At 71.3% G+C, this 24,502-nt stretch carries 16 protein-coding genes; 9 read left to right on the forward strand and 7 right to left on the reverse strand.

The window, feature by feature from the left end; translation table 11 throughout:
• Positions 1-144 precede the first annotated feature (144 nt).
• The gene (locus tag AC3B6C_RS08115) at positions 145-687 is read left to right on the forward strand and encodes a hypothetical protein (RefSeq protein WP_488375625.1); all 543 of its coding nucleotides are present in this window, start codon (positions 145-147) and stop codon (positions 685-687) included.
• Here the strand turns inward: AC3B6C_RS08115 and AC3B6C_RS08120 are convergent.
• From AC3B6C_RS08120 to AC3B6C_RS08130, 3 genes are all read right to left on the reverse strand, one after another.
• Positions 668-2,176 carry a dynamin family protein gene (locus AC3B6C_RS08120; protein ID WP_010844916.1) on the reverse strand — a complete coding sequence of 503 codons (1,509 nt, stop codon included), beginning with the start codon at positions 2,174-2,176 and terminating at the stop codon, positions 668-670. The two genes, AC3B6C_RS08115 and AC3B6C_RS08120, sit on opposite strands and share 20 nt — an antisense overlap.
• Positions 2,173-4,182: a dynamin family protein gene (locus tag AC3B6C_RS08125; protein WP_488375626.1), complete on the reverse strand. Its 2,010-nt coding sequence runs from the start codon at positions 4,180-4,182 to the stop codon at positions 2,173-2,175. The genes AC3B6C_RS08120 and AC3B6C_RS08125 overlap by 4 nt, the downstream gene beginning before the upstream one ends.
• A gap of 189 nt (positions 4,183-4,371) precedes the next feature.
• Positions 4,372-7,689 carry an IniB N-terminal domain-containing protein gene (locus AC3B6C_RS08130; protein ID WP_488375627.1) on the reverse strand — a complete coding sequence of 1,106 codons (3,318 nt, stop codon included), beginning with the start codon at positions 7,687-7,689 and terminating at the stop codon, positions 4,372-4,374.
• A gap of 350 nt (positions 7,690-8,039) precedes the next feature.
• On the opposite strand from AC3B6C_RS08130, the gene AC3B6C_RS08135 reads away from it, so the two are divergent.
• The gene (locus AC3B6C_RS08135) at positions 8,040-9,791 is read left to right on the forward strand and encodes an Hsp70 family protein (protein WP_488375628.1); all 1,752 of its coding nucleotides are present in this window, start codon (positions 8,040-8,042) and stop codon (positions 9,789-9,791) included.
• A 34-nt stretch (positions 9,792-9,825) separates the two neighbouring features.
• Entirely contained in the window at positions 9,826-12,336 is a 2,511-nt protein-coding gene (locus tag AC3B6C_RS08140; RefSeq protein WP_488375629.1) for a LuxR C-terminal-related transcriptional regulator, read from the forward strand.
• Positions 12,337-12,421: 85 nt separating this feature from the next.
• On the opposite strand, the gene AC3B6C_RS08145 is transcribed toward AC3B6C_RS08140, so the two are convergent.
• A complete protein-coding gene (locus AC3B6C_RS08145) occupies positions 12,422-13,327 on the reverse strand; it encodes an NADP-dependent oxidoreductase (RefSeq protein ID WP_488375630.1) in 906 nt (301 codons plus the stop codon).
• A 155-nt stretch (positions 13,328-13,482) separates the two neighbouring features.
• On the opposite strand from AC3B6C_RS08145, the gene AC3B6C_RS08150 reads away from it, so the two are divergent.
• Entirely contained in the window at positions 13,483-14,832 is a 1,350-nt protein-coding gene (locus AC3B6C_RS08150; protein ID WP_488375631.1) for an aminotransferase class I/II-fold pyridoxal phosphate-dependent enzyme, read from the forward strand.
• A gap of 33 nt (positions 14,833-14,865) precedes the next feature.
• On the opposite strand, the gene AC3B6C_RS08155 is transcribed toward AC3B6C_RS08150, so the two are convergent.
• Genes AC3B6C_RS08155 through AC3B6C_RS08165 form a run of 3 tightly spaced genes read right to left on the reverse strand, consistent with a single transcriptional unit; the run spans position 14,866 to position 18,048 of the window.
• Positions 14,866-15,879, reverse strand: coding sequence for an LLM class flavin-dependent oxidoreductase (locus AC3B6C_RS08155; protein ID WP_488375632.1), 1,014 nt, complete (start codon positions 15,877-15,879; stop codon positions 14,866-14,868).
• A 10-nt stretch (positions 15,880-15,889) separates the two neighbouring features.
• Positions 15,890-17,191, reverse strand: a complete 1,302-nt coding sequence (locus AC3B6C_RS08160; protein ID WP_488375634.1) for an NtaA/DmoA family FMN-dependent monooxygenase — start codon at positions 17,189-17,191, stop codon at positions 15,890-15,892.
• Positions 17,188-18,048, reverse strand: coding sequence for a sulfurtransferase (locus AC3B6C_RS08165; protein ID WP_055477070.1), 861 nt, complete (start codon positions 18,046-18,048; stop codon positions 17,188-17,190). The genes AC3B6C_RS08160 and AC3B6C_RS08165 overlap by 4 nt, the downstream gene beginning before the upstream one ends.
• A 182-nt stretch (positions 18,049-18,230) precedes the next feature.
• Here AC3B6C_RS08165 and AC3B6C_RS08170 point away from each other — a divergent pair, with 182 nt between their 5' ends.
• From AC3B6C_RS08170 to AC3B6C_RS08190, 5 genes are read left to right on the forward strand one after another with little or no spacing between them, the layout of a single operon-like run.
• Positions 18,231-19,133 (forward strand): sulfurtransferase, encoded by a 903-nt coding sequence (locus AC3B6C_RS08170; RefSeq protein ID WP_055477069.1) that lies wholly within the window; start codon positions 18,231-18,233, stop codon positions 19,131-19,133.
• The gene (locus AC3B6C_RS08175; protein WP_055477068.1) at positions 19,130-20,191 is read left to right on the forward strand and encodes an ABC transporter permease; all 1,062 of its coding nucleotides are present in this window, start codon (positions 19,130-19,132) and stop codon (positions 20,189-20,191) included. Before AC3B6C_RS08170 ends, AC3B6C_RS08175 begins: the two co-directional genes overlap by 4 nt.
• Complete coding sequence (locus AC3B6C_RS08180; RefSeq protein WP_488375636.1) at positions 20,188-21,042, forward strand: ABC transporter permease; 855 nt, start codon at positions 20,188-20,190, stop codon at positions 21,040-21,042. Before AC3B6C_RS08175 ends, AC3B6C_RS08180 begins: the two co-directional genes overlap by 4 nt.
• On the forward strand, positions 21,039-22,709 hold the full coding sequence (locus AC3B6C_RS08185; RefSeq protein WP_488375637.1) for an ATP-binding cassette domain-containing protein: 1,671 nt from the start codon (positions 21,039-21,041) through the stop codon (positions 22,707-22,709). The genes AC3B6C_RS08180 and AC3B6C_RS08185 overlap by 4 nt, the downstream gene beginning before the upstream one ends.
• A complete protein-coding gene (locus tag AC3B6C_RS08190; RefSeq protein WP_488375638.1) occupies positions 22,702-24,447 on the forward strand; it encodes an ABC transporter substrate-binding protein in 1,746 nt (581 codons plus the stop codon). The genes AC3B6C_RS08185 and AC3B6C_RS08190 overlap by 8 nt, the downstream gene beginning before the upstream one ends.
• Positions 24,448-24,502 lie beyond the last annotated feature (55 nt).

The raw sequence follows: 24,502 nt of genomic DNA on the forward strand, positions 1-24,502 counted from the left end.
CCGCTGACCGGGTGATGGAGGGGTTGAACCGCACCTCCACCGATCGGGGGACACCGGCCGATGTGGACGAGAAACGATAGGGACGAGACACGAGGTGCGTCGAGTTCGGGGAGTGGCAACCCACATGGGCACTACCATCGAGGAATGTCGAACGCCGACGCCTCCCCACCGCCCCGCCCGCGCGTCGCCGTCACACCGATGCGCCCGCAACGGCCGGTCGGCCGCGCCCCCGCCATCCGGTATGTGATTCTCGGCTGGCTGATCTCGGTGGCCCTGGTGGTGGTGACAGTCGGACTGACACTGCTGTCCCTCAACGACATTCGGGCCACCCTGGCCGCAGACCTGGTTCGGGCCAATCCGGACAGCGGAACCGACGCCGCACGCGCTGTCGACATCTCGCTGATGGTCGGCGCGGTCATCGCCGGGATCGTGGCGGTCCTGGGCCTGTACGGATCTGCCCGGCTCTGGGACAGCCGACGGTCCGGCCGGACCATCCTGACCGTCGGGGCAGTCGTCGCCGTGGCCGGCGCGGGGGCGTTTCACCTCACGGTGAGTCCGTCCGCGACCGCTCTCGCCGATGTAGGATTTCCGGTTCTCGCACAATGGATTCCGGCGGCCGCGGCACTCGTCGCGGTGATCGCCACCGGGTTCTCCTACAGCCGGTCGGTCACGGCATCCCTGCGCTGAACCCGCCGTTGCCGCCGGCCTGGACGGCCGCGCCCAGTTGCGCGACGATGCCCTCCGCGCTGCGCACCGCCACCTGACACGCCGACGCCGAGGACGGCGGTAGGAGCGGGTGGCCGGCACGTGCCCGCCAGACACGCGCGGAGTCGATGGCGGCGTCTCGCAGCGTGTACACATCGGCGGTCGGTGGCAGCCCGAGCCGGGCCGCGGGGTCGATACCCGAACCGCCGATGAGTCGGGTGACCTCGGCGGTCTGGTCGGGGGGCAGGTCGACGCCACCGGCCCGGATGGTGCTGAGCAGGCGCAATTCGCGGAACCCGTGCACGTCGGCGAGTTCCCGACGGACCGAGGCGCGGACGTCGCGGGCTCCCGCCGACGGTGACGCGGCCAGCAGATGATCCATCGTCACCAGAGCGGAATGGGATTTGAGCTGGTCCGCGCGCTGTCCGAACTGGGTGTCGATGATGGCACCCAACTCGGAGAGTCCGCTGCGCTCGACGAGCTCGGCGGCCAGCGCTGACGACGAGGTGGCGCCGAAGCGGATGAGCGTGACCGCCATCCGGATCCCGAAGGCGCCGAAGCGTTCGGCCAGCGAACGACGCAGGTCCGCCGGGATGTCGGGCAGGATGTCGGGCCGGGAGAACCTGTCCATGGTCAGCAATGCCGCCTCGAGGTCGGGTCCCGGGGTCGACGCCAGCTGTGCCAGCGCGCGGAACTCGACCTCCCGCATCGTGCGGGCGGCGAGGGCCAGGAGTCCCGCGACCGGGACGACCGCCTGGCAGAGCCCGGTGCGTTCGAGCTCACCGGCGAACCGCCCGGCGATCTGATGCGCCGAGATCATCGCGTCCATCCGGCCCGCGCCGAGTTCGTCGGCCCGGGACACGACGCCGATCACGCCGAGCGGACCCGACGAGCCGCCGATGGCGGACCCGATACGACGCAGCATCGTCGTGTCGGTGGCGGTCAGTGAACGCAGGAGGTAGACGACGGCGTCGACGCCGGACAGGCCGTCGTCGGGGGTGAGGAGCCGAAGCGTGGACGCGGACAGCTCGGTCGAGAGCGACGCCGTGCCCGGGGTGTCGACGATGGTCGTCGACTGCAGCGCCCGTGCCGGCCATTCGACGTCCAGGTGGTCGACGCGTTCGGCGGTGAGGCGCCCGAAATCGAAGCCGAGCCGGCCGTCGATCCGGGTGACCGGGATGCCGACCGCGCGGCCGTCGTCGACGTGGGCGGTGACCGACGGCGACCGGCCGTTGCGGTACCAGGTGACGACCCGCGTGCACTCGGTGGCATCGGTGGGGGCGATGTCCTGTCCGACAAGGGCATTCAGCAGAGTCGACTTCCCCGCCTTGAGCGAGCCGGCCAGCGCGACCCGCACCGGCTGGTACAACCGGTGTGCGCACACGTCGAGTTCGGCCTGTGCACGCGGGTCGTCGGCGAGGGCGGTGCGGGTGGCCTCGAGAAGTGCTCGGACGCGGGCGATGTCGGTCATCGGCGGGGGAGCTCCGTGGCGGGGTCGTCGGGGTCGAGGTGATCGGCGGCCTTGCGCAGGGCGGCCACCGCGGTGAGCCGGGACTCGAGTTCGGCGACCCGCCCGGATCGCTCCGAATCGGCGAGGGTCGCGGCAGACTGTGCGGCACTGAGGGATTCCGAGATCGACCGGGCGGTCTGTTCGGCCACCGAGCTGAAGTGGTCGCGGAGGACCCGCTGGATGACCCGCAACCGGTCGCGGGACTCCTTGCCGACCTGGAAACTGACGTCGTCGGTGAACGAGCGGACGGCGACCTTCGCCTTGGCGCGGCGCTCGAGAACCTTGGCCTCCTTGTCGTCCCGGTAGGCCTTGGTGCCGAGCAGCAACCCGGCGCCGACGGACACCGGGTTGATCAGCGCCATGCCGACCATCGTCGAGATGAGCCCGAACATCAGCACACCGCCGTACGAGCCGCGCATGCCGATCAGCAGCTTCTGGGCGACACCGACTCTGCCGCTGTCGAGTTCGGCGAGTTCGGCGACGGAGTCGAGAACGCCGGTGAGGTCCGCGACGTCGATGTCGGGGAGCGAGTTCTGACCGGCGGCCGCGAAGTGGTCGGCGACTCTCTCGGCGAGCCACACCGACCGCTCGTGCGCCCAGACGAAGTTGTCGCCGACGACCGCCGCGGTCTGGTCGGCCAGCCAGTCGCTCAACTGTTCCCAGTCGACCCCCGGATCGCCCTCGTCGATCGCCCGTTCGGCTTCCCGGGTCACCGCGCGGAGACGGTCCCGCAGGTCGTGGTCGATGTCGGCGGCGAGGTCGGCGATCCCGTCGGCCAGCGTCTGTTGCCACTGGGCGGACTGCCGGCGCATGGCCTCGGCGTCGGACTTGGCCTCCCGGAGGGCTCCGACGGCGCGGCCGGCGGTCTCCGGATCACGCAGGGCGGCGAGCTCGCTGCTCAGCGTGAGGGCGAGATGTTCACTGACGACGCGCAGGTCGGTGGCGACGGTGGTGCGGGTCGCCTGCCGGGCGGTCGCCACCACGCGCTCGCGCAGATAGCGGTACAGCTCGAGGAATCCGGCCTCCGCATTGAGTTTCTCGTCGCCGAGGCGCAGCGCGTGGGCACGGAGCACAGACGAGACCGGGAGCAGCGGGATGTCGAGGCCCGCGGTCTGCAGATGCGCCCGGTCGGCGTCGACGATGGCCCGCCAGTGCGGATACAGGTCGGTTTTCGTGATCAGGCACGCGATCGTCGGGCACAGCCCGGCCACCTGCTGGAGGAACGACATCTCCGGTGCGGTGAACTCCTGACTGGCATCGGACACCACGAGCACTGCGTCGGCCGCCGCGACCATGCCCAATGTTGCTGCGGCATACGGGTGCCCGTGGCCGCCGACGCCGGGGGTGTCCACGAGGACCAGGCCGTCGGCCAGCAGCGGGCCGGGTGCCTCGATCTCGAGGCGAAGGACCTCGCGGCCTCCGGCGAGCGGGGAGTCGGGGGTGATGCCGGCGATGGCGTCCATCGGCACCGGGATGCGGTTGTCTGTCGACGGGCCGTCGACGATCAGATGAGCCGCCGGCTGCGGGGCGTGTGAGATGACGGTCGGGACCGCGGTCGTCTCGTCGTCGCCGACCGAGCACACGTCGAGGTTGAGCAGCGCGTTGACGAACGAACTCTTGCCCTGTTTGAGCTGACCCACCACGACGATCCGCAGCCGGGGGTCGGTGATCCGGGTGCGCGCGCCGTCGAGCCGGCTGACGAGATCGTTGCGACCGGCCTCCCGGGCCACCTCGGACATCGTGGCCAGCAGGTCGCCGATGGTGCTGGGCGACTGTGTCGTTCCCGCCGGACGTGAGTGGGCCGGTGGCGTCGTCGCGGGCGGAGACGTCCGGGACGGGACGGCGGCATGTGCTGATCGAGCCGGTGTGGCCGGGGTCGGCGGTGTCCGGGCCGGGGCGGGGTCCTGGGCGTCCCGACCGGCGGCGTGCCGGCCGACCCGAGGCGGTTCGGCGGGTGGAGTCGTCATGGTGTCCTCACGGTAGCGGTGAGTCGGCGCGTCCGGTCGGCATCGGCCGGGCTTTCGCATGTGGCCGGTCGGTGCGACCGCGGTCGGGCCGGTTGACGGGACGCGGACGAGGACCGCCCCGGGGCCGGCCCACGTCCAGGGTTGCTGGAGCGATGGGCGGTCCCGGGGCGGGTTGCCGACCTGAAGGGGTCAGTCGGCCTCGGGTCCGGCGTCCGGGGTGTCGACGCCGATCCCGGTGTCTGTGTCGCCACCGAGGCCACCGGTCAGGCCTCCGGTGAGGCCCCCGGTCAATCCGCCGGTGAGACCGGCGGTCGTGTCGGCCACGCCGCCGACGGTCGTGTCGAGTGCGCCGCCGAGTCCGGCGTCGGTGTCGGTCGCGCCGCCGAGGTCGAGGCCGCCCACCGCACCGGCACCGCCACCCGCGTCGACTCCGCCACCCGCGTCGACTCCGCCACCGGCGACCGCGCCACCGGTGAGTCCACCGGCCACCCCGCCGACGATGTCCGTCGTCGTGTCGAGGGTGCCGCCGACGGTCGTGTCGAGTGCGCCGCCGATCCCGGTCTCGAGCGAACCCGCGGTCTCGCCGACCGCGTCGACCGCCCCGCCGGCGGTGCCGGAGATCGCGTTGGTCAGCTCCGCGGTGACGTCTGCCGGCAGCTCGGTGTCGAGCGCGCCGCCCAGGCCCAGGTCGCCACCCAGGCCGAGATCCCCACCCAGTCCGCCGCCGAGGCCGGCGCCGGTGTCGAGACCCAGGGCTCCGTCGAGCACCGGACCGGCGGTGGCTCCCAGCGCGGCGTCGCCGATACCGAGACCGGTCTCCAGGGTGCCGGCGAGTCCGCCCTCCAGGGTGGTGTCCAGTCCGGCGACCAGGTCCGTGCCGGTCTCGGCCACGGTGCCCAGGCCGGCCAGGGTCCCGGCGCCCAGGTTGCCGGTGAGGCTGTCGACGACCGTGCCGCCGAGTGATTCGGTGACCAGGATCGGGCCGCCGACGGTGATGGTGCCCTCGGGGGAGAGGATGAGGCTCGGGTTGATGATCGCCTCGAGTTCACCGGTCAGCGCGCCGCCGAGGCCACCGGTGGCCTCCAGGGTCGAGTCCAGGGTGGCGACGAGGCCGTCGGTGGCCGACAGATCCACGTCGAGCGCGGTGCTGAGAACGGTGCTGAGCGCCGCGGGGAGGTCCGCTCCGGCCGTCAGCTGGCCGGCGAGCGAACCACCGAGTTCCCCGCTCAACGCGGTCCCGAGGACGGCACCGAGTGACGCGCCGAGGTCGGCGCCGACATCGCCGCCGGCTGCCAGCACGGCCTCGAGGGTCCCGCTGAGGTCGGCTGCGGTCTCGGTCACCAGGCCGAGTCCTGCGCCGGCGTCGAGCGCGGCGTCCAGCGCCCCACCGAGCTGCGCGATCAGTGCGCCGTCGACGCCGAGAGCACCACCCAGATCCGCGGCCAGCAGTTCGCCGAGGTTCAGGCCGGCGCCGGCCGCGGCGTCGAGGATGCCCTCGATGCCGGTGGTCGCGCCCAGCACGCCGCCCAGGGTGGCCCCGAGTCCGGCTGCGAGGTCGCCGCCACCGCCGACGATCGCGCCCAGTTGCGCGGCCAGGTCGGTGGCCAGGCCGCCCTCGAGCAGACCCGTGAGGTCGGCACCGAGAACGCCGCCCAGCTCGAGCGCACCGCCCAGGGCTGCCCCCAGGTCGGCACCCGCGGCAGCACCCAGGACGCCGGAGAGCACGGTGCTCAGCGCGGTGTCGAGGCCTGCGCCGGCCGACAGCAGACCGTTGAGTGCGGCACCGAGTTCGGTGCCGAGACCGCCCACGACCCCGAGGCCGCCGCCAAGTGCGCCCTCGACCGCGCCACCGAGGCCGGCGCCCAGTCCGGCACCGAGCCCCAGGCCTGCGTCCAGTGCGCCACCGACCCCGGCTCCGAGTGCACCACCGAGACCGAGTCCGGTCTCGAGGGCGCCGCCGAGGCCTGCGGTCAGGTCGGCTGCCAGGCCACCTTCGAGGGCCGCGGCCAGGGTGCCGCCCAGTGCCGCTCCGAGATCGGCAGCAGCCTCGCCACCGACCTCGAGGCCGGCGGCCAGGGCGCCCGCGAGCGTCGTGCCGAGGTCGCCGCCCGCTTCGAGCAGTGCCTCGACGTCGACGATCCCGCCGGCTTCGAGAACGGATTCGAGCGCCGCGGCGAGACCGGCCTGAGCGCCGCCGCCGACACCGAGTGCGGCGGTCAAGGCGCCACCGAGCACGGCGTTCGCACCGGCCGCGCCGGTCAGGACCAGGCCGCCGGTCGCTGCTGCCGTCGAGGTCAGGGCGACACCCAGTGCGGTGCCGAGGGACGCGGCGGCCGTACCGCCCGCGGCCAGGGTCGAGCTGAGGGCGCCGCTGAGCGTGGCGCCGAGTTCGCCGGACAGATCGGCGATGGCCTGCGCGTCGAGCAGACCCGACAGCGTCGCGGAGAGGTCGCCGGCGACGTCGAGAGTGGAGGTGAGAGCCGCGGTCAGATCTCCGGACAGCTCGGCACCGAGGCCGAGTGCGCCGGTGAGGACCGCCGAGAGTGCGCCGCCGGCCCCGAGGCCGGCACCGAGCGCGGCTGCGAGGTCGGCACCGAGTGCGCCGCCCGCGCCGATCGTGGCACCGAGCAGACCGCCCAGCGTCGCACCGAAGGAGCCGGCGAGTTCGCCACCCACGCCGAGTGCCGCGGACAGCTGTGCGGCGAGGCCGCCGCCGAGTCCCAGGCCGAGGTCGGCACCTGCGGCGAGGAGCGCGTCGAGCGACGCACCGAGCTGCGCGACCAGAGCGCCTTCGGCGCCGATCGCACCGGCCAGCGATCCGGCGATGACCGGGCCGATGCCCGCGCCGAGCTCGAGTCCGCCGTCGACGATCGTCTCGAGTGCGGCTCCGAGTGCCGCACCGAACTGTGCTGCGATCGCGCCGCCGGCGCCGACACCGGCCGCCAGCGCCGCACCCAGTGCGACGGCCAGCTGGCCGGCGAGGTCGAGGTCACCGAATGCGATACCGCCGAGGTCGAGATCGGCCAGGGACAGACCGGAGAGGTCGATGTCTCCCAGCCCGATGCCTCCGAGGAGGCCGCCGAAGTCGATGTCGCCCAGAGCGATTCCGCCCAGGTCGAGTCCACCCACGCCGAGGCCGCCGAGATCGAGCCCGCCGATGTTCACATCACCGAAGTCGACGTCGCCACCGCCGAGGTTGATGTCGCCGAGGTTCAGGCCGCCCAGACCGATACCGCCGCCGGCCACGCCTCCGCCGACCACGCCGCCGCCGACTGCGCCGCCGACTGCTCCACCGCCGGCACCGATGATCGCGCCGAGTCCACCGGCGGCTCCGCCGGCCAGACCGGCATCCGCCACCAGCGGGGCCGCCGCGGAGACGTCGGCCGGGGTGATGCCGGTGAGTCCGGCACGGTCGATGGCGGCCTGGGGGTTGCCGCAGTAGGCGTTGAAGGATTCCTCGTCGCGAAGCAGACCGAGGATGAAGTCGAGTACCGCGTTGGTCGGCATGGCGTCGTTCCTTGCGTCGGGGAGATCGGAGTTCGATCCCGTGTCGAGTTCGACCGTATGGACTTCGGCGCGCGACGACATCGGGGCAAATCCCCAGTCCTGTGGCGGAGGGGGGTCTGGTCGGCGGCATAGGGGATCCGACCGGGGGATCGGTGCTCGTCCCGCCGCACGGGTGGGGGTGTCGGGACTTTCCCCCTAATCTCCGGCCAGGGCTAACACCCGGGGACCGGTACGCGACACACTGAGTGAAGTGCACCGCCGGGGCCGGGGCACGTGACATCGACGGTGAGCTCACGAGATGAGCGACCGTCACCGACCACCGTCTGCAGGTGCGAACAGGAGTGACCGTCATGGCCATCGGGATCGGTGTGAAGATCGGAACCGCGAACAGCGTCGCGGTAGCTGCTTCGGAACAGTCCTGGGAGGGTGCGGTCTCGGTCGAGACGTCCGCTCTGGTCGATGCCGACGACTTCCTCGGACGGGTCGGCGACCCGGTACCGATGCTCGACGAGCACGGACGCACGATCGCGGCCGCCGACATCTACGCCGACGCGGTCGCGGCGCTGATCACCCGGCTCGACCTCGGCGCGGACTCGACGTCGTTCGACGATCTGCACATGAGTGTCGTGTTTCCGGACAACTGGACCGATCAAGCCGTCGACGAGGCCCGGGCGGCGCTCGCGGCCCACCCCGACACGGTGCCGGCGGAGTCGACCACCTGGGTGCCCGAATCGCAGGCGATCCTGGCCGCCGCCGAACACGCCGAGGGCGCCTTCGGCGAGGGCACCGCCGTCGTCTGCGATCTCGGCGCCGCCGGCCTCACCGTCTCCGTCCTGGCCACCGGCTCCGACCCGGTCCGCCTCGGCCGGCCAGTGCACCTGGACACCGTGAGCGGCAACGAGTTCGATCGCCTGGTGCTCGCGCACACGCTTCGGGTGACCGGTGCCGACGCCGAGGTCGACTCGGGTCTGGCCGATCCGCAGCGCAGTGATGCGATCCTCGACGACGTCAATCGGTTGCGCGCCGACTGCCGACGGGCCAAGGAGTCGTTGTCGGTCGACACCGACACCGTCGTCGGAGTGCGGATCGGAGCCGTCCACACCGAGGCGCGATTGGTCCGCGACGACATCGAGGATCTGCTCCGCGCGCCCGTCATGGAATCGGTTGCCCTCGTCCGCGAAGCTCTTGCCGCCTCCGCGGGCGATGTCGACTCCGGAACGGCTGCCGCAGGACTGAAGCCGGCGGGGGTGAGCGCGGTTGTCCTCGGTGGCGGCGGTGCCGCGATCCCACTCGTGACCGAGATGCTGTCCTCGACCCTGCGCCTGCCGGTCGTCCTCGACTCCGATCCGGCCTCCGCATCGGCAGCCGGTGGCGCGCTCCTGGCGGGCGCGGCGCTCGCCGCGCAGCGGTCGGCGATCACTCCCGCGGCCGTCGCGACGACCGCATCGATCGTCCCGGCCTCACCCGAAGACCGGCCGCTCCGCGAGATCGTCCCGGCTCCGAGCACTCCGCTGACCGAGCCCGCCCCACGGTTGTCGCGGCGCAAGCGCGGGACGCTGATCACGCTCGGGGCCGCCGCATTGGCCCTGGTCACGGCCACCGGACTCTCCGTCGGTACCGGACTCGTAGGCTCCGTCGGCGAGGCCACACCCCCACCAGCGGGTGCGGCGACCACAACGGCCAGCTCGACGCAGAACCCCGGCGGCGGCCGGAACACCACCGTGGCGGGTGCACGGCCCGGCACCACTGCGGCGCCGGCGACCGGTGCCGGCACCCGGGCTCCCGGCGCCGGAACCGGCACACCGGGACGGGCCGCCACCAACGCGCCGACGGGTGGCGCGCCTGCCCCCGGAACGACCCCCGGGCGTCAGGCACCGGCGCCGGCACCCGCGCCGGCACCTGCTGTGCCGTCGGTCCCGTCGGCACCGGGCGGCCCGCCGGCGCCCAGCCAGCCCGAGCCGGAACTCCCCGAGCCCGGCACCGGTGGCAACACCGGCGGCGGCGGGACGGCCGGCGAGGTCCTGGAGGTGCCCGGCCGGGTCCTCGACGGCACCGGTCGGATCGTGTGCGGCGTGACCGGCGTCGTCGGCGTCGACTGCTGAGCCCGTTGACTCCCGGTCTGGTGTGGACTGTTCGATGACGCCGACGACATCGGTCTCGACGATCGGCGACCGACCGGACCCCTCGCCCCCCGTGTCGCGCACCACGTCGTGGGTGACGAGCGTCGTCGACCGTGCGCACCGGGGCCATCCGCTGTGTGCCGTCGCCGTCGGCACCCCGGGCAGCGGCCGGTCGGCGCTGCTGGGCGCCGTGCACGAGCAGCTTCGGCGGCGGGGCCTGCCGGTGAGTGTCGGCCTGCCCGCGGGCGGCGAGACCGGCCCCGTGTTCGTCCTCGCCGACGACATGCACTTGTGGCCCGCTCCCGTGATCGCGACCACGTTGAGCATGCTCGACGCCGGGACGATCGGGCTGATCGCCACGACCGAACCGCGGGAACTGGACCCGAACGTCCGCCTACTCCGCGACCGCGCCCGGCCGTACGGCGCCGTCCTCGAACTGGAGGCGGTGGGCACCGCTGATGTCCTGACCCGCGCGGCCCGCGCGGGAATCACGCTCGAACCGACCATGGCGTCGCAGATCCGTCGACGCTGTGGTGGTGCGCAAGTACTCGTCGACACCGCGCTCGCGGCGATCCGGAACGCGGCGGGCGGCGTCCCGCAGATCGTCGGCGAGCCTGCGGCCGACGTGATCGCGATCGTCGATCAGGTTGCCCGCGAATGGCATCACCGGCTGCTGCGCGGGCTCGATCCGCTGACGCTGGCGGTGCTGGCCCTCGCCTCGGTCCGGGCACCACTCGACCCCGACAGCGTCGCCGATGCGACCGGCGTCGACCGGGCCGACGCGGCCGGGGCCATCGATCGGGCACGAGGGTGTGGTCTGCTGCGCGGATCGGACGTCTTCGTCTCGGCGGCCGCCGGGCCGCTGCGGGATGTGCTGGGCGACCGGCGGATCGACGAGCTCCGGCACAACTCCGTGGCAGCCGGTCTACGCGCGGCCGAACTCACCCCCGACACCGCCCTGCTCGCGGCCGAGGCGGGCGTCGACGACCCACGCATCGTCGACGCGTTACTGGCCGGTGCTGCCGACGCGACCGCTGCGCGGGCGGTGGTCCTCCTCCGGGCCGCCGATCGGGTGGAGCCGGGACGCGATGACGTCCGGCTGCTGATGGCGCAGCGTGCCCTGTCGTCGGGTGACCTCGACGGTGCGGGCGCCGTCGCCGATCAGCGGCTGGAGGCGGCCGGCCCGACCGACCCCGGGGTGCAGGAGTGGGTAGAGCTCGCCGCCACTGTCGCCGCGCATCGCGGTCTCGCCTCACACGCCGCCGACCTGTATCGCTGGCTCGGATCGAATTCGACGAGTACGCAGTCCCTTTCGGCCGCGGTCTCGCTGCTCGCAGTCGGCGACCGTGCGGCGGTCACCGCCATCGCCGAGGCGGACCGCGGCCGCGCGCCGGTGGCGAGTCGGGCCGCTCGGTCGATGGTGGTCCGCGGCTTGCTGGCCACCGTAGGAGAAGCGGGTGACACGATCGCCGGTGATGCGGTGGACTCCGTGATCCGTGGCCTCTCCGCCGGGGGCTCCGCGTCACGGGGGCCGTACGCGATCCGGATCCTGCAGGCGGCCGTCGCGATGATGCTCAACCACGGTGACATCGCTGCCGCGCAGACGATCCGGACGGCGGCACCGGAGTCGGGGCGAGCTCTCATCGACGCCGAGATCGCGCTGACGGCCGGTGATCTCGAGGCAACCGCACGTCTGTTGCCGTCGGACGATCCGGTGGCGATGTCCGATCGGCTTCGGTGGCAGGCGATCCGAGTGGGACTGGCCCGACGCCAGGGTGACATCCCGGCGCTGACCGCGGCGTGGCAGCACGGATTGCCGCTGCTCGCCGCCACGGAGGCGGACCTCTATCTGCTGCGTTCGCTCGGCGAGTTCTGGATCGGCGCAGCGTGTCTCGAGCAGGTGCCGGCGATCACCCGATATGTCGACGCGGCCGACAGGTTGCTCGCGGCTCTCGACAACCCCCCGGCGTGGTCGGCGTCTTGGGACTTCGCGGGGGTACAGGCCGCGGCCATCGCACGTGATGACTCCGCCGTGGCGCACCGGTTGGCGCGTCTGGACCGCGCGGCTGCGCAGGACCGGACGGCCCGACTGCTGGCGAGGAGTGCCCACGCCTGGGTGTCTCTGACCCTCGATGGCACCGACGCCGGCGCCGAGACCGCCGCGGACGAGGTCCCCGGGTCCGTCGACGCGCTGCGAAGTGTCGGGTTGCACTGGGAGGCAGCCCGGTTGGCGGGTATGGCCGCTCTGCGTGCCGACGATCCGTCGACCGCGGCCGGCCTCCTTGACACCGCGCGATCGGCCGGCGAGGACCGGCACCGCACTCCGTCGGCCGGCGGGCCGCTCACCGAGCGCGAGGCAGAGGTCGCGCACGAACTGCTGCAAGGATTGACCCACCGGGAAATCGGTGAGCGACTGTACATCTCGGCGAAGACCGTCGAGCATCACGTCGCCCGGATCCGGCGCCGCCTCGACGCCGGATCCCGGTCGGAACTGCTCGCCGCCCTGCGTGCGGCCGGATATCGGTGACCTCGGCTGTAGGTCCGACGGGCGCGGGAGCGGTCTCAGCCGAGACGTGCAGAACAGCGCGGTCCGGAGGTGCGTGTGGCCGCGCTCAGTCGTCGATCGTCACCACCACTTTCCCTCGTCCGTGGCCGGTCTCGACCGCAGCATGCGCCGCGACGACGTCGGACAACGAATAGGTCCTGATCGGCATCGTCAGAAGGCCCTGCCCCGCCAGATCCACCACCCGGGCCAGGCGCGCCGGATCTCGCGGCGCCCGAACCACCCGCGTGCCGAGCGCTGCCGCGGACTCGTCGTCGACGATGGTGCCGATCCGGGCTCGATCGATTCCGAGTTCCACGGACGCGGAGACTGCCCCGCGTCCCGCGGCGTCGAGCGCCACCGACGGTATGAGGCCGGTGGCCCGGATCTCGTCGACGAGTCCGGGCCCGTAGGCCACGGGGATCGCACCGAGGTCGCGGAGGTACTCGTGATTGCCCGCGCTCGCGGTCCCGATGACGGTGGCGTCGAGTAGTCGTGCGAGTTGCACCGCAAGGGTTCCCACCGAACCCGCGGCAGCATGTATCAGGAGCACGTCGCCCGGCTCGACGCCGAGCTCTTCCAAGGCCCCGGTCGCCGTCTGCCCGGCGGCCACCAGCCCCGCGGCGGTGGCGAAGTCCAGGTCGGCGGGCTTGGGGACCAGCGTGTCGGCCGACGTGACCACCATCGATGCCTGACCACGCAGCATCGTCGAGCCGAGCACCGCGTCTCCAGGTGCCACCGAGGTGACCCCATCTCCGACGAGGTCGACGACCCCCGAGAACTCCTGGCCGATCTGCTGGGGAAACACCGGGGTCACCCAGGGCATCGTGCCCTTGCGCACCGCGAGATCGAACGGCTGCACCCCCGCTGCCCGAACGCGGACGCGGACCTCCCCGACGTCGGGTTCGGGGTCGGGCAGTTCGGCGAGACGTAAGACGTCGGGTGGGCCGTGGCGGTCGAAGACTGTTGCGATCACGAGGACAGGCTGCAACTTCAAGTGCGGCTGAAGTCAAACCCCGGTACGAGGGACACGGCATTCCGGTTCGCTATGTTTTCGTCCCGATGCAACCAAACTCTCGACCAATGATCACATAACGGGCATACTGTCCTCGTGAGCTCCGCGGTGGACCGATGACGGTGACTGATGGCACGGATCTGTTGGTGTCCTCACTGTCGGCGAACGGCTCCCGGACGTCCGACCAGGTCCGCGACGTCACCTCACGCCTGATCCGGGACGGCAAGCTGGCCGTCGGCACCCGCCTCCCGACCATCCGTGAACTGACACACCGATCGGGGTTGAGCACACGATCGATCGTGTCGGCCTGGGGTGAATTGCGGCGGGAGGGGCTGATCGAGACGAACCGCCGAGGTGGCACGGTGGTCGTGAACTCCGCCGCGGCGACTCCGTCCTGGGCCGACCGTGATCTGCTCACCGGTAGCCCCGACTACGCACTGCAGCCCGATCTCGCGCGTGCGCTGTCGGCCGGACTTCGATCCGATCATCTCAATCATCCGGGGCGCGAATACATCACGAGCCGACTCCACGATGCGGTGGTGGGGGACTGGCCATTCGAGGCGGCATCGTTCGTCGCTGCGGGCGGCGGGTCGGAGGGTCTGTTGCTGGCGGTCGAGGCGGCGGCACCGCCGGGCTCGGTGGTCGCCGTCGAGGAGCCGGTGATGCCCGGCTTCCTCGACACGCTCGCCGAGGTGGGATACCGCGTGGTCGGGATCGCGTCGGACGAGTCCGGTGCTCGCCCAGAGTCCTTCTCCGCCGCGCTGGACACCGACCCCGCCGTGATCGTCCTGCAACCCGAGGGCGGTTATGCGGCGGGCGGGACCCTCACCGCGGCCCGTCGGTCGGAACTGGTCGCGATCATGGCCGACACGGACCGCAGCCCGTGGATCGTCGAGGACGACGCCGTGGGTCCGCTCGCCGACGCCCAGGCGCCATCACTCGGTGAGCACTTCCCCGAGCGGACCGTGCGTGTCCGCAGCTATTGCAAGGCTTTCGGCATGGACATCAAGACCTGCGTCATCGGCGGCAGCGATGAACTGATCAACCGGGCGATCCGGCTCCGCGTCCACGGCATCGCGGCCAACAGCCGCATCCTGCAGAACGCCCTCGCGCATCTGATCGCCGATCCGGAGACCGACACCGTCATCGAGACCGCACGCACGCGCTATCGGAACCGTCGCGAGTCGCTGCTCGCCGAGTTGACCGCACGCGGGGTTCGTGCCCGCTCGGGTCCGAACAGCCTGGTGTTGTGGGCCGAGGTGCGCGACGAGACCGGCGCCCAGATCGAGTTGGCGCGCCGCGGGATTCACGTCGGTTCCGGAGCGCGATCCTTCGTCGACCCGTTGGGTCATGGCCTGTTGCGGATCGCGGTGCCGCAACTGCCCGACGATCCGGGCGCGATCGCGGAGCTCGCGGATGCCGTCGCGGCCGTCGCGGGCGCCGTGCACCGCGAATTCCTTGACTGAAAGTCCCTCGAAACGACTGTCGGCGAGGCGATCTCAGATGTATTGGGCGCGCAGGACCGACAGTGCCGGGACGATCTGCGTGGCGATCCGCGCCATGCACTCCCGGTATCGGTCGTGGTCGAGTGCGAGCGGGACATGGAACAGCCAGTCCGTGGATCGCGTGACCAGCGGACTGTCGCGTACCGCGTCGACCACCGTGCTGACGTCCCCGCAGTGGATGGCGAGATCGGCGCGGTAGGTCGCCGCATCACGATCGTCGAGTTTGTCGGCGTAATAGGCCGGACTCGTGGCGATGTCGAGGTCGAAGATGTCCCGAGCATCGGTGTCGGTCTCCCCGGGAACAACGGCGATCGTGCCACCGACCCGCGGTGACGGGTGCCCCGGGCCGTCGGGCCGGAACGCGTCGAGGTAGGCGTCGATCAACTCGTCGGCGCCGCCGGGGCCGGCCGATTCGGAAGCGGTGTGTGCCAGCAGGCCGTCGCCGGAGCGTGCGGCGTGCCGTGCGGTCTCCTGGTCACCCGTGGACTGCCATACCCGCGCTCGCAGCGACCGGGGGTCCGGATGTACGGGCACCCCGGGCGCCACCTGGCCGGTCTCGAGCAGCCGGTGCAGCGCCTCTCGCCGCGAGGCGTAGAGCGCCTCCCGATCATCCTGTGCGAGACCGAAACCGGCATACGTGGTCGCCGACAGGCCGAAGCCGAGGCCCTTGCCGACGCCGAGTTCGAGACGGCCGTCGCTCAACTCGTCGGTGACCGCCGCGTCCTCGACGAGCCGCACCGGGTTCTCGAAGGGCAATGCGACGACGCCACTGCCCACCCGGATCCGGCTGGTGCGCTGGGCCACTGCGGCGAGCAGGGGAAACGGCGTCGGAAGTGCCGCCGAGTGGGCGCCGAAATGGCGCGTGGCGAACCAGATCGTGTGGAATCCCAGGCGCTCGGCCTCGACGGCCAGGTCGATGGCCGACCGGTAGACCGAGCCGGTCGGCGGGCCCGTACGGACCTGGACGAACAGCGAGGAACGAGGCGCGATGACCGTCCTGGCTGTCACGGGTGGGTACTCACAGGCCGTAGTGTCCTCGAAGCGTGGTGGTCGCGTACTCGGTGCGGAAGAGCCCGCGCCGCTGCAGTATCGGTACCACCGTGTCGACGAACAGTTCCAGTCCGGACGGCAATTCGTCCATCATGACGTTGAATCCGTCGCAGGCACCGGAGCGGAACCAGGTCTCGATGTGATCGGCCACCTGCTCCGGTGTCCCGACCACCGTCACGTGTACGCCGCCGGCGGCGAGGAGGCGGGCGGCGCCGCGGGTGTCGAGACCACGGCGCCGGACGAACTCCAGGAAGACCGCCCGCTGGCCTCGTGACCCGGGAACCTCGGCCTCGGTCGGGATCTTGTCCCATGGGATCGGCGCGTCGAGATCGAGATCATCGGCGTGCATGTCCAGACGGGCGGCCAGATTCGCGATCTGCACGTGGTCGGGGATCAGATCGGTGAGTTCGCGCTCCCGTCGGCGCGCACCCTCCTCGGTGTCGGCCAGCACGATGATCAGACCGGGCAGCAGCTTGACGGTGTCGGGGTCACGCCCGGCGTCGGCGGCGAGTCGCCGGATCTCCCCGCGCCGGCGCTGCGCCGACTCGAGATCGGTGTGCGCCGAGTAGATCGCGTCCGCGGTGCGGGCACCCAGTTCGACGCCGTGTGTGGACGCGCCGGCCTGGATCAGCACCGGCCGGCCGTCGCTCAGCGGTGGTGCCTTGAACGGCCCCTCGACCCGGAAGTGCGCGCCCTTGTGGTCGATCGGGTGGATCCGCGCGGGGTCGAGATATCGGCCGGAACCCCGATCGGCGACCAGTGCACCCGGTTCCCACGAATCCCACAGTGCGGTGACGACCTCGAGGAACTCCGCAGCCCGCTCGTACCGCTGCTCCTTGGGCAGGGCCGCGTCGAGCGAGTGGTTCCGGGCAGCCGCATCGCCGCCGGTCACGACGACGTTCCAACCGGTGCGCCCGTGGGAGACCGCGTCGAGTGAGGCGAACTGGCGGGCAAGGTTGTACGGGTCGCTGTACGACGTCGTCGCGGTGACGACGAGCCCGATCCGTTCGGTGTGCGCCGCCAGGACCGCCTGCGCGATGAACGGGTCGAGCAGACGGCTGGGGGAGTTCCAGTCCTTGGCCTGCAGGTCGGGAGAGTCGGCCAAGAAGACCGCGTCCAGCAGGCCGGCTTCGGCCACCCGTGTGACGTCGACGTAGTGCTCGATGGTGACGAAGTGCCCGCCGTCGGGTGCGGCCCGCCGCCACGGACTGCCGATGGTCCCCCCCGGAATCAGGTTGGCGTTCAGGATGACCTGACGGTCCGCACTCACGCGATACCTCCGAGACGGACCGAGGTCGGGGCCCCGGCGAGCGCCCCACGGATCACGAGGCGCGCCGGATCGGCGGACCACTGCGAGAACGAGCCCGGATAGAGCGCAGCCCGGACACCCAGGGACTCGAGGACCAGGACCTGCAGGGCGGCGGCGACGCCACTGCCGCAGTAGGAGGCGGATTCGATCCCGGGATCGGTGACCCCGAACGCGCGGTAGCGCGCCTCCAGGTCGGCGTGGTCGCGGAGTCGGCCGTGGGCGTCGAGGTCGTCGAAGACGGGGGCGGCGACAGCACCCGGGATGTGGCCGTGACCGAGGTGGTCGGCCTCGGGGCGGGCGTCGAGGACGACACCGGAGCGTACCAACCGGGCCACGTCGTCGGTGTCCACCACCGGCATCGAACCACCGGTGACCTCGATGTCCCCGTTGCCTTGTGGTTCCTCACCGATCGCGATCGGACCGTGGGCAGCGATCCACGCACGGAGGCCGCCGTCGAGGACCCGGACGTCGGACAACCCGGCCCAGCGCAGCACCCACCAGGCGCGTGCCGCCGCGGTGGATCTCGAGTCGTCGTAGACGACGACGGGGCTGTCGTCGGTCAGCCCCCACCGGCGCAGGGAGTGCGTCAGCGCCGCGGGCTCGGGCAACGGCCGCGCACCGGACGCCGCCGTGACCTCCCCGGCGAGGTCCGCGTCGATGTCGACGAAGTGGGCGTGCGGGAGGTGGCCGCGCAAGTAGTTCTCGCGGTCCGAGAGGCCGCCGGCATCGACACGGACGTCGAGCAGCACGAGCCCGGGTGGGCGTCGGCGCACCAGTTCGGAGGCGGAACACACGAGATCGTCGCGGCGGTCGGGCATCGGTGGCTGTCCTTCGCATCAGGGGCGGGAGTCGGTGGATCGGATTGGGAGAAGTTATGTGATCAAGCCGGGTTGAGAACATACTTCGGACCGACGTGATTTTTGTATTCACCAATGCCGGGTCGGCTGCTTATGTTTCATCTGCCCGACTTCCCGGGCCCCGAACTGAGGAAGGAGGTCCTGTGACCAACGTTGTGGACACCGTCGATCCGAGCGCTGTCGCCTCGGAGTCGCCCCACCCGGAGGCCTCCGCCTTCGTCGGCGTCGACTGGCTCGCGCGTCGTCTGCCGGACCCGGACGTCGTCGTCATCGAGGTCACCGACGATCCAGATCATGTAGACGGCCCGGGAGTCATCCCCGGCGCGCGTTCCGTGTTCTGGAAGCGCCTCCTGTGGCACGAGACCAGCCGTCGGTTCGCCGACCCCGCGGACCTCGCGGAGCGGCTGCGAGTGCTGGGTGCGGGCGAGGACCGGATCGTGGTCTTCGCAGGGCGCCCAGCGCAATTCGCGGCCTACGCCATCTGGGTGGCGCGCGTCGTCGGTGTCGGCGGTGAGCTGCGCTACCTCGACGGGGGCCTTCCCGCGTGGGAACTCGGACACGGGTCACCGACGGGCACCTCCCCGACCGTCGAGCGGCGAACGCCCGCGTCGGCGCTCCCGCTGGTGACGCCGTTGTCGTCCGCGGTGATCGACCGGGACGGGGTACGGCGGGCGATCGACTCCGAGTCCGTGATCGTCGACCTGCGCACGCCCGAGGAGTACGCGGGCGAGCGGGTCGCGCCGGACACCGAGCCGATCGATCACGGGGCGCAGCGGCACGGTCACATCCCCGGTGCGCGTCCGTTGCACGTGAACGAACTGCTCGACGACGCCGGCCGGGTGCTGCCCGCCGACGCACTGCGCCGCCGGGTCGCCGGCCTCGACGCCGCCGACGCCACGGAACTCGTTTTCTACTGCCGACTCTCGCATCGCGCAGCGCTGGGGTGGCTCGTGGTGACCGACATCCTCTCCGACCCCCGTGTGCGTGTGTACGACGGGTCGTGGACCGAGTGGGGGAGCATCGTGGGCACCCCGATCGAGCGATGACCGCGACGCGGGGCCTCTCCGACGCCGACAACACGGCGGGGAGGCTCGTCACCGACGCGCCCACCCTTACGGCCCCGACCGGCTCGGCAGGCGCCGCACCGGTCCCGATCACTGCACCGGGACGACGCTCGGCCCCGCGGCGGGTGCTCGCGATCGCGGTGTCCGCACTCGTAACCATCTGGGCCGCCGCCACTCTCGCCTTCCTCGCCATTCACCTCGCGCCCGGTGATCCGGTCACCGCGGTGATGGGTGAATCGAGCAACCCCGACCTCCGGGCTCAGGTCGAGCAGGAATGGGGTCTCGACCGACCCCTGGCTGTGCAGTACGTCGATTACCTCGGCGACGTGCTGCACGGCGACCTCGGCTACTCCTACGTCCGCGGCGAGGCCGTCACCGACGTCCTGTTCGGCGAACAGCTCGCGGCGACCGCGCAGCTCGCCGGCCTCGCCCTCCTGTTCGTCGTGCTCATCGCCCCGACGCTCGCGGTACTCACCGCGGGTCGGCGAAACTGGTTCTCGCGCACGATCAGCGGCGTGGAGCTCGCCGTCGCGTCGGCGCCGGCCTTCTGGGTCGGTCTCATCCTCATCTGGGTGTTCGCCTTCACCCTGCGAGTACTGCCGGTCACCTCGGGCACCGAGCTCCAGCGCCTGATCCTGCCCGCGCTGACCCTGGCACTCCCCATCGCGGCCGTGCTGTCGCAGGTGATGCGGGGCGGCGTGGAACGCGCGCTGGAGCAACCGTTCGCGGTGACGGCCCGCGCCCGCGGGATCTCTGCGACCCGCCTGCGACTGACCCATGGACTGCGGCACTCGCTGCTGCCTGCCGCAACCTTGGCGGGCTGGGCCGTCAGCGGACTCCTGACCGGCACCGTCGTCGTCGAGGAGGTCTTCGGGCGTACCGGACTCGGCACCGTCACCGTCGAGGCGGTCACCTACTCCGACCTCCCGGTCGTCCTCGGCGTCGCCCTGCTGACCGCGGTGATCTATCTGACGGTCACCATCCTCATCGACCTCACCTACGTGTGGATCGACCCGCGACTGAAGGAGGGTGTCCGATGACGAGTCTGTCGCTGTCGCAACGACGGTGGCCCGCGCTGACCCTGCCGGGCACGGCCGGGACGTGGGCGGCCGGAGGCTTTCTCGTCGCGCTGGCCCTCGCGGTTGCCGTCCCCTCGGTGTTCGCGGCGGGCGACCCCCTGCACACGGATCTGGCGATCTCTCACCAGGCTCCGTCGCTCACCCACCCGTTCGGCACCGATCAACTCGGCCGCGACGTCTGGACCCGTGTGGTCCACGGCGCGCGACTCTCGCTCTTCATCGGTGTCGCCGCGACGCTGCTCGCCGTGGCCATCGGCGTGCCCGCCGGATTGCTCGCCGGTCTCGGCAACCGCGTCGTCGACACCGTGCTCTCCCGGTTCTTCGACCTGCTCGGCGCCTTCCCGGAGATCCTGCTGGCCCTGGTCCTGATCGCGCTGACCGGATCGGGGACCGCGAACCTGATCGTCGCCATCGGGATCGCCTCGGCACCGCGCTATGCACGCGTGATGCGCGCCGAGACCTCGCTCGTGCACCGCTCGGCCTTCGTCGCCCAGGCCGGTCTCCTCACCCCATCGCGGTGGCGAATCGTGCTGCGACACACGCTGCCCAACGCGATCGGCACACTGCCCGTCCTCGTCACCCTGGGGCTCGGTACCTCGATCCTGGGAGCGGCGGCGCTGAGTTTCCTCGGCTTCGGACCCCAGCCCCCGACGCCGGAGTGGGGAGCGCTGCTGGCCGAGGCTCGTGATGATCTCCGGATCGCGTGGTGGTCGGTGCTGTTCCCCGGTGTGGCCGTCACCGCGACCGTCATCGCGACGACGGTGCTCGGCCGCGCGGCACAACGCCGGTTCGAGCGGAGGGTCGCGCGATGACGCTCACCGTGGCCCGGTCCGAGGCAAGCGAGGGTGTCGTCACCGACGCGCTCGTCCGGGTCACCAACCTGCGCATCGCATTCGGTGCCGGACCCGAAGTGGTCACCGGGGTGGATCTCGAGATCCGCCGCGGTGAGGTCCTCGCCATCGTCGGTGAGTCCGGTTCCGGGAAGTCGGTCACCACACGCAGTCTCGTCGGTCTGGCCGGCGACACGGCACACGTCCGCGCCGACCGCTTCGAGGTCCTCGGCGAGGACGTGTCCGGTCATGGCGAGAAGGACTGGCGACGCCTGCGCGGGGTGGGTGTCGGCCTCATCCTGCAGGACGCACTGACCGCGCTGGACCCGTTGCGGACGATCGGGCGTGAGGTCGCCGAGGGTCTGACCAGCGGTCCCAGGGTGTCCCGGCGCGAACGCGCGGCCCGCGTCGACGATCTCCTCCGGTCCGTCGGTCTCGACGTCCCGGAGGTCAGGCGGAGGCAGCGGTCCTTCCAGCTGTCGGGCGGGCAGCGCCAGCGTGCGCTGATCGCCGCCGCCCTCGCCGGCGACCCCGACCTCGTGATCGCCGACGAGCCCACCACAGCGCTCGACGTCACCGTCCAGGCACAGGTCCTCGACCTGATCGTGGCGCAGGCGCGGGCGGGTCGCGCGGTGATCCTCGTCAGCCACGATCTCGCCGTGGTGTCGGCGGTCGCCCACCGGGTGCTCGTCATGCGTGAGGGCCGCATCGTCGAATCGGGTCCCGTCCGCCAGGTCATCGACGATCCGCGTGACCCCTACACACGAGCCCTGATCGACGCGGTGCCACGGGGTTCGGCGAGACCGCCGGTCGTGGCCGACGATCGCACCCCGGTGGTGTCCGCGGCCGGGCTCACCAAGTCCTACCGCGTCCTCGGACGGCCGGTGACGGCGGTCGGGGACGTCTCGTTCGACGTCCGGCCCGGGGAGGTCCTCGGCGTCGTCGGCGAGTCCGGGTCCGGGAAGTCGACCATCGCGTCGATGCTCACCGGTCTCACCCGTCCGGACGCCGGGGAACTCCGATTCCTCGATGCACCGCACCCCGCAGCGGCTCATATCGGCCAGATCGGTCTGGTGGCCCAGGATTCGGTGGCGTCATTCGATCCGCGGTACCTGGTCGGTGAGGTCATCGCCGAGGCGCTCGATGCCGCCGGCCTCCCGTCCGGGCGGTCCGGCTCCGCATCCCGTGCCGCCGAGGTCCGAAGGCTGCTCGACGCGGTTCACCTGCCCGCGGACGTCGCCGGACGCCATCCGCGCGAGCTGTCGGGCGGGCAACGCCAGCGGGTCAACATCGCCCGCGCGGTGGGTGCCCGGCCACGACTGATCGTCTGCGACGAACCGGTCTCGGCACTGGACATCTCGGTTCAGGCGCAGATCCTCGAACTCCTGCGGGAACTGGCCGAGACCGGCGATCTGGCCCTGGTGTTCATCTCCCACGACCTCGCCGTCGTCCGGCAGCTGTGTCACAGCCTGCTCGTGCTGCACCGCGGCCGCGTCGTCGAGCAGGGACCTGCCCGCGACGTGTTCGCGTCACCGTCCTCCCCCCATACCCGAGCGCTTCTCGACTCCATCCCCACCCTGCGGTCGGCCGCCGACCGCACCGACCCGGCCGATCCGGCCCCTGCCCGAAAGAGTTCCGACCGTGCGTAGCAGACAGACACGAAACAGCCTCATACACAACAGACTCCGTCGACTCATCGTCACAGTTGGCACGGTCGTCGGCCTGCTGGTGGTCGGCGCCTGTGCGGCCGACCCCGAACCCGGCAGCGGCGGCGGGGCGCCGTCGGGCGAGCCCGCACCGGGCGGCACCTTCACCATCGCCCTCGACAAGTACCCCGAACGCGGCCTGAATCCGCACTACGGGTCGGCGTTCGACGCGTCGCAGGTGCTGCGCAACACCTACGACAGCCTCATCTCCGAGGATGCCGACGAGAACTTCCACCCCTGGCTGGCGTCGTCGTGGACGATCTCCCCGGACGGTCGAACCTACGAGTTCCGCCTCCGCGACGGAGTCACCTTCTCCAACGGCGAGAAGCTCGACGCCGCAGCCGTCAAGGCGAATCTCGACGCCCTGCGCGATCCGAACTATCCGTCGTGGACGACCAACGGTCTCCTCCAGTACTCGAGCGTGTCCGACGTCGTGGTCGTCGATCCCACCACGGTGCGACTCACCTTGTCCCAACCGCGGGCCGACCTGCTGTCGACCCTGGCCGGGCTGAGCGGCGCGATCGTCGCGCCGAGCACTCTGCGCGGTGACAAGGCCACGCTGACCAGCGGAGCGGACATGATCGGCTCGGGACCGTTCATCCTGGACCGGGTCGTGCAGGGCCAGGAGATCCACTTCCGCAAGAACCCCGGCTACCGATGGGGTCCGGCGACCGCGCGTCACACGGGACCGGCTCACGTCGACGACGTCGTGGTCAAGTACGTCCCGGAGGCCTCGACGCGGGCCGGCCTGCTGCGCAGCGGTGAGGTCGACGCGATCGGGACGGTGAAGGCCACCGACATCCCGCTGTTCAAGGACGTGTCCGGCTTCCAGTACGCCCAGACCGGTTCCGCCGCATCGACGACCGTCATCATGCTCAACGTCACCGACGGCGCGACCCGGGACGTGCGGGTGCGGCGGGCGATCAGTCGTGGCGTCGACCTCGAGTCGCTCGTCGAGTCGGTCACAAAGGGTAGTCAGGAGCGTGCGTGGAGCCTGATCTCCCCGGACAGCAAGTACTTCGACGCCAAGTACGACGACGCGGCACCCGCCGATCTGCCTCTCGCGAAGAAGCTGCTCGACGAAGCCGGATGGCGGACCTCGGGCCAGGACGGGGACATCCGGACCAACGACGCCGGGCAGCGGCTGACCATCCGCCTCGTCGCGACGACGCCGACCTACCCGCAGGACGATGTCCTCAAGGCATGGCAGGCCGAACTCCGTCAGAACCTCGGCGTGGACGTCGAACTCAAGTACGTCGAGAACGCCCAGGTCTATGACCTCCTCGCGCAGAACGATTATCAGGCGTTCCCCCGGCAGGTCGGCGGTCTCGACCTGTCGCTGCAGTTGAACCGGGCCTTCGGGTCCACCAAACCCGATCTGACCTACGGCCAGATCGACGGGATCACCCTCGGCTCCATCGTCGGCGGCTCCAAGCTCGCCGATCCACAGGTCGACCGCTGGCTGCTCGATGCCACCCGCGCGACCGATCAGAACACGCGAAAGGAGTTGTTCGACAAGGTCACCGGATACATCCTCGACAACGCCGTCGCGATCCCGCTCTACACGGATCGCAACAGCGTCGCCGCGACGTCCGAGGTCCACGGGCTCACCTCACTGTTCGATCCACCCCGCAACTCGGTGAACGGCTGGGCGTACGACATCGCCGTCCGCACCGGCTAGCCGATCCACCACGAGTACGACGTCCGAAACCAGCAGTCCGACAACAGAAAGGCAC

It is taken from the genome of Gordonia sp. 11cp, from assembly GCF_057767225.1.

Excerpts from the sequence above, each read along its gene's own strand:
- AC3B6C_RS08115 (WP_488375625.1), top strand. The coding sequence starts at position 145 with ATGTCGAACGCCGACGCCTCCCCACCGCCCCGCCCGCGCGTCGCCGTC.
- AC3B6C_RS08120 (WP_010844916.1), bottom strand. The coding sequence starts at position 2,176 with ATGACCGACATCGCCCGCGTCCGAGCACTTCTCGAGGCCACCCGCACC.
- AC3B6C_RS08125 (WP_488375626.1), bottom strand. The coding sequence starts at position 4,182 with ATGACGACTCCACCCGCCGAACCGCCTCGGGTCGGCCGGCACGCCGCC.
- AC3B6C_RS08130 (WP_488375627.1), bottom strand. The coding sequence starts at position 7,689 with ATGCCGACCAACGCGGTACTCGACTTCATCCTCGGTCTGCTTCGCGAC.
- AC3B6C_RS08135 (WP_488375628.1), top strand. The coding sequence starts at position 8,040 with ATGGCCATCGGGATCGGTGTGAAGATCGGAACCGCGAACAGCGTCGCG.
- AC3B6C_RS08140 (WP_488375629.1), top strand. The coding sequence starts at position 9,826 with ATGACGCCGACGACATCGGTCTCGACGATCGGCGACCGACCGGACCCC.
- AC3B6C_RS08150 (WP_488375631.1), top strand. The coding sequence starts at position 13,483 with ATGACGGTGACTGATGGCACGGATCTGTTGGTGTCCTCACTGTCGGCG.
- AC3B6C_RS08165 (WP_055477070.1), bottom strand. The coding sequence starts at position 18,048 with ATGCCCGACCGCCGCGACGATCTCGTGTGTTCCGCCTCCGAACTGGTG.
- AC3B6C_RS08175 (WP_055477068.1), top strand. The coding sequence starts at position 19,130 with ATGACCGCGACGCGGGGCCTCTCCGACGCCGACAACACGGCGGGGAGG.
- AC3B6C_RS08180 (WP_488375636.1), top strand. The coding sequence starts at position 20,188 with ATGACGAGTCTGTCGCTGTCGCAACGACGGTGGCCCGCGCTGACCCTG.
- AC3B6C_RS08185 (WP_488375637.1), top strand. The coding sequence starts at position 21,039 with ATGACGCTCACCGTGGCCCGGTCCGAGGCAAGCGAGGGTGTCGTCACC.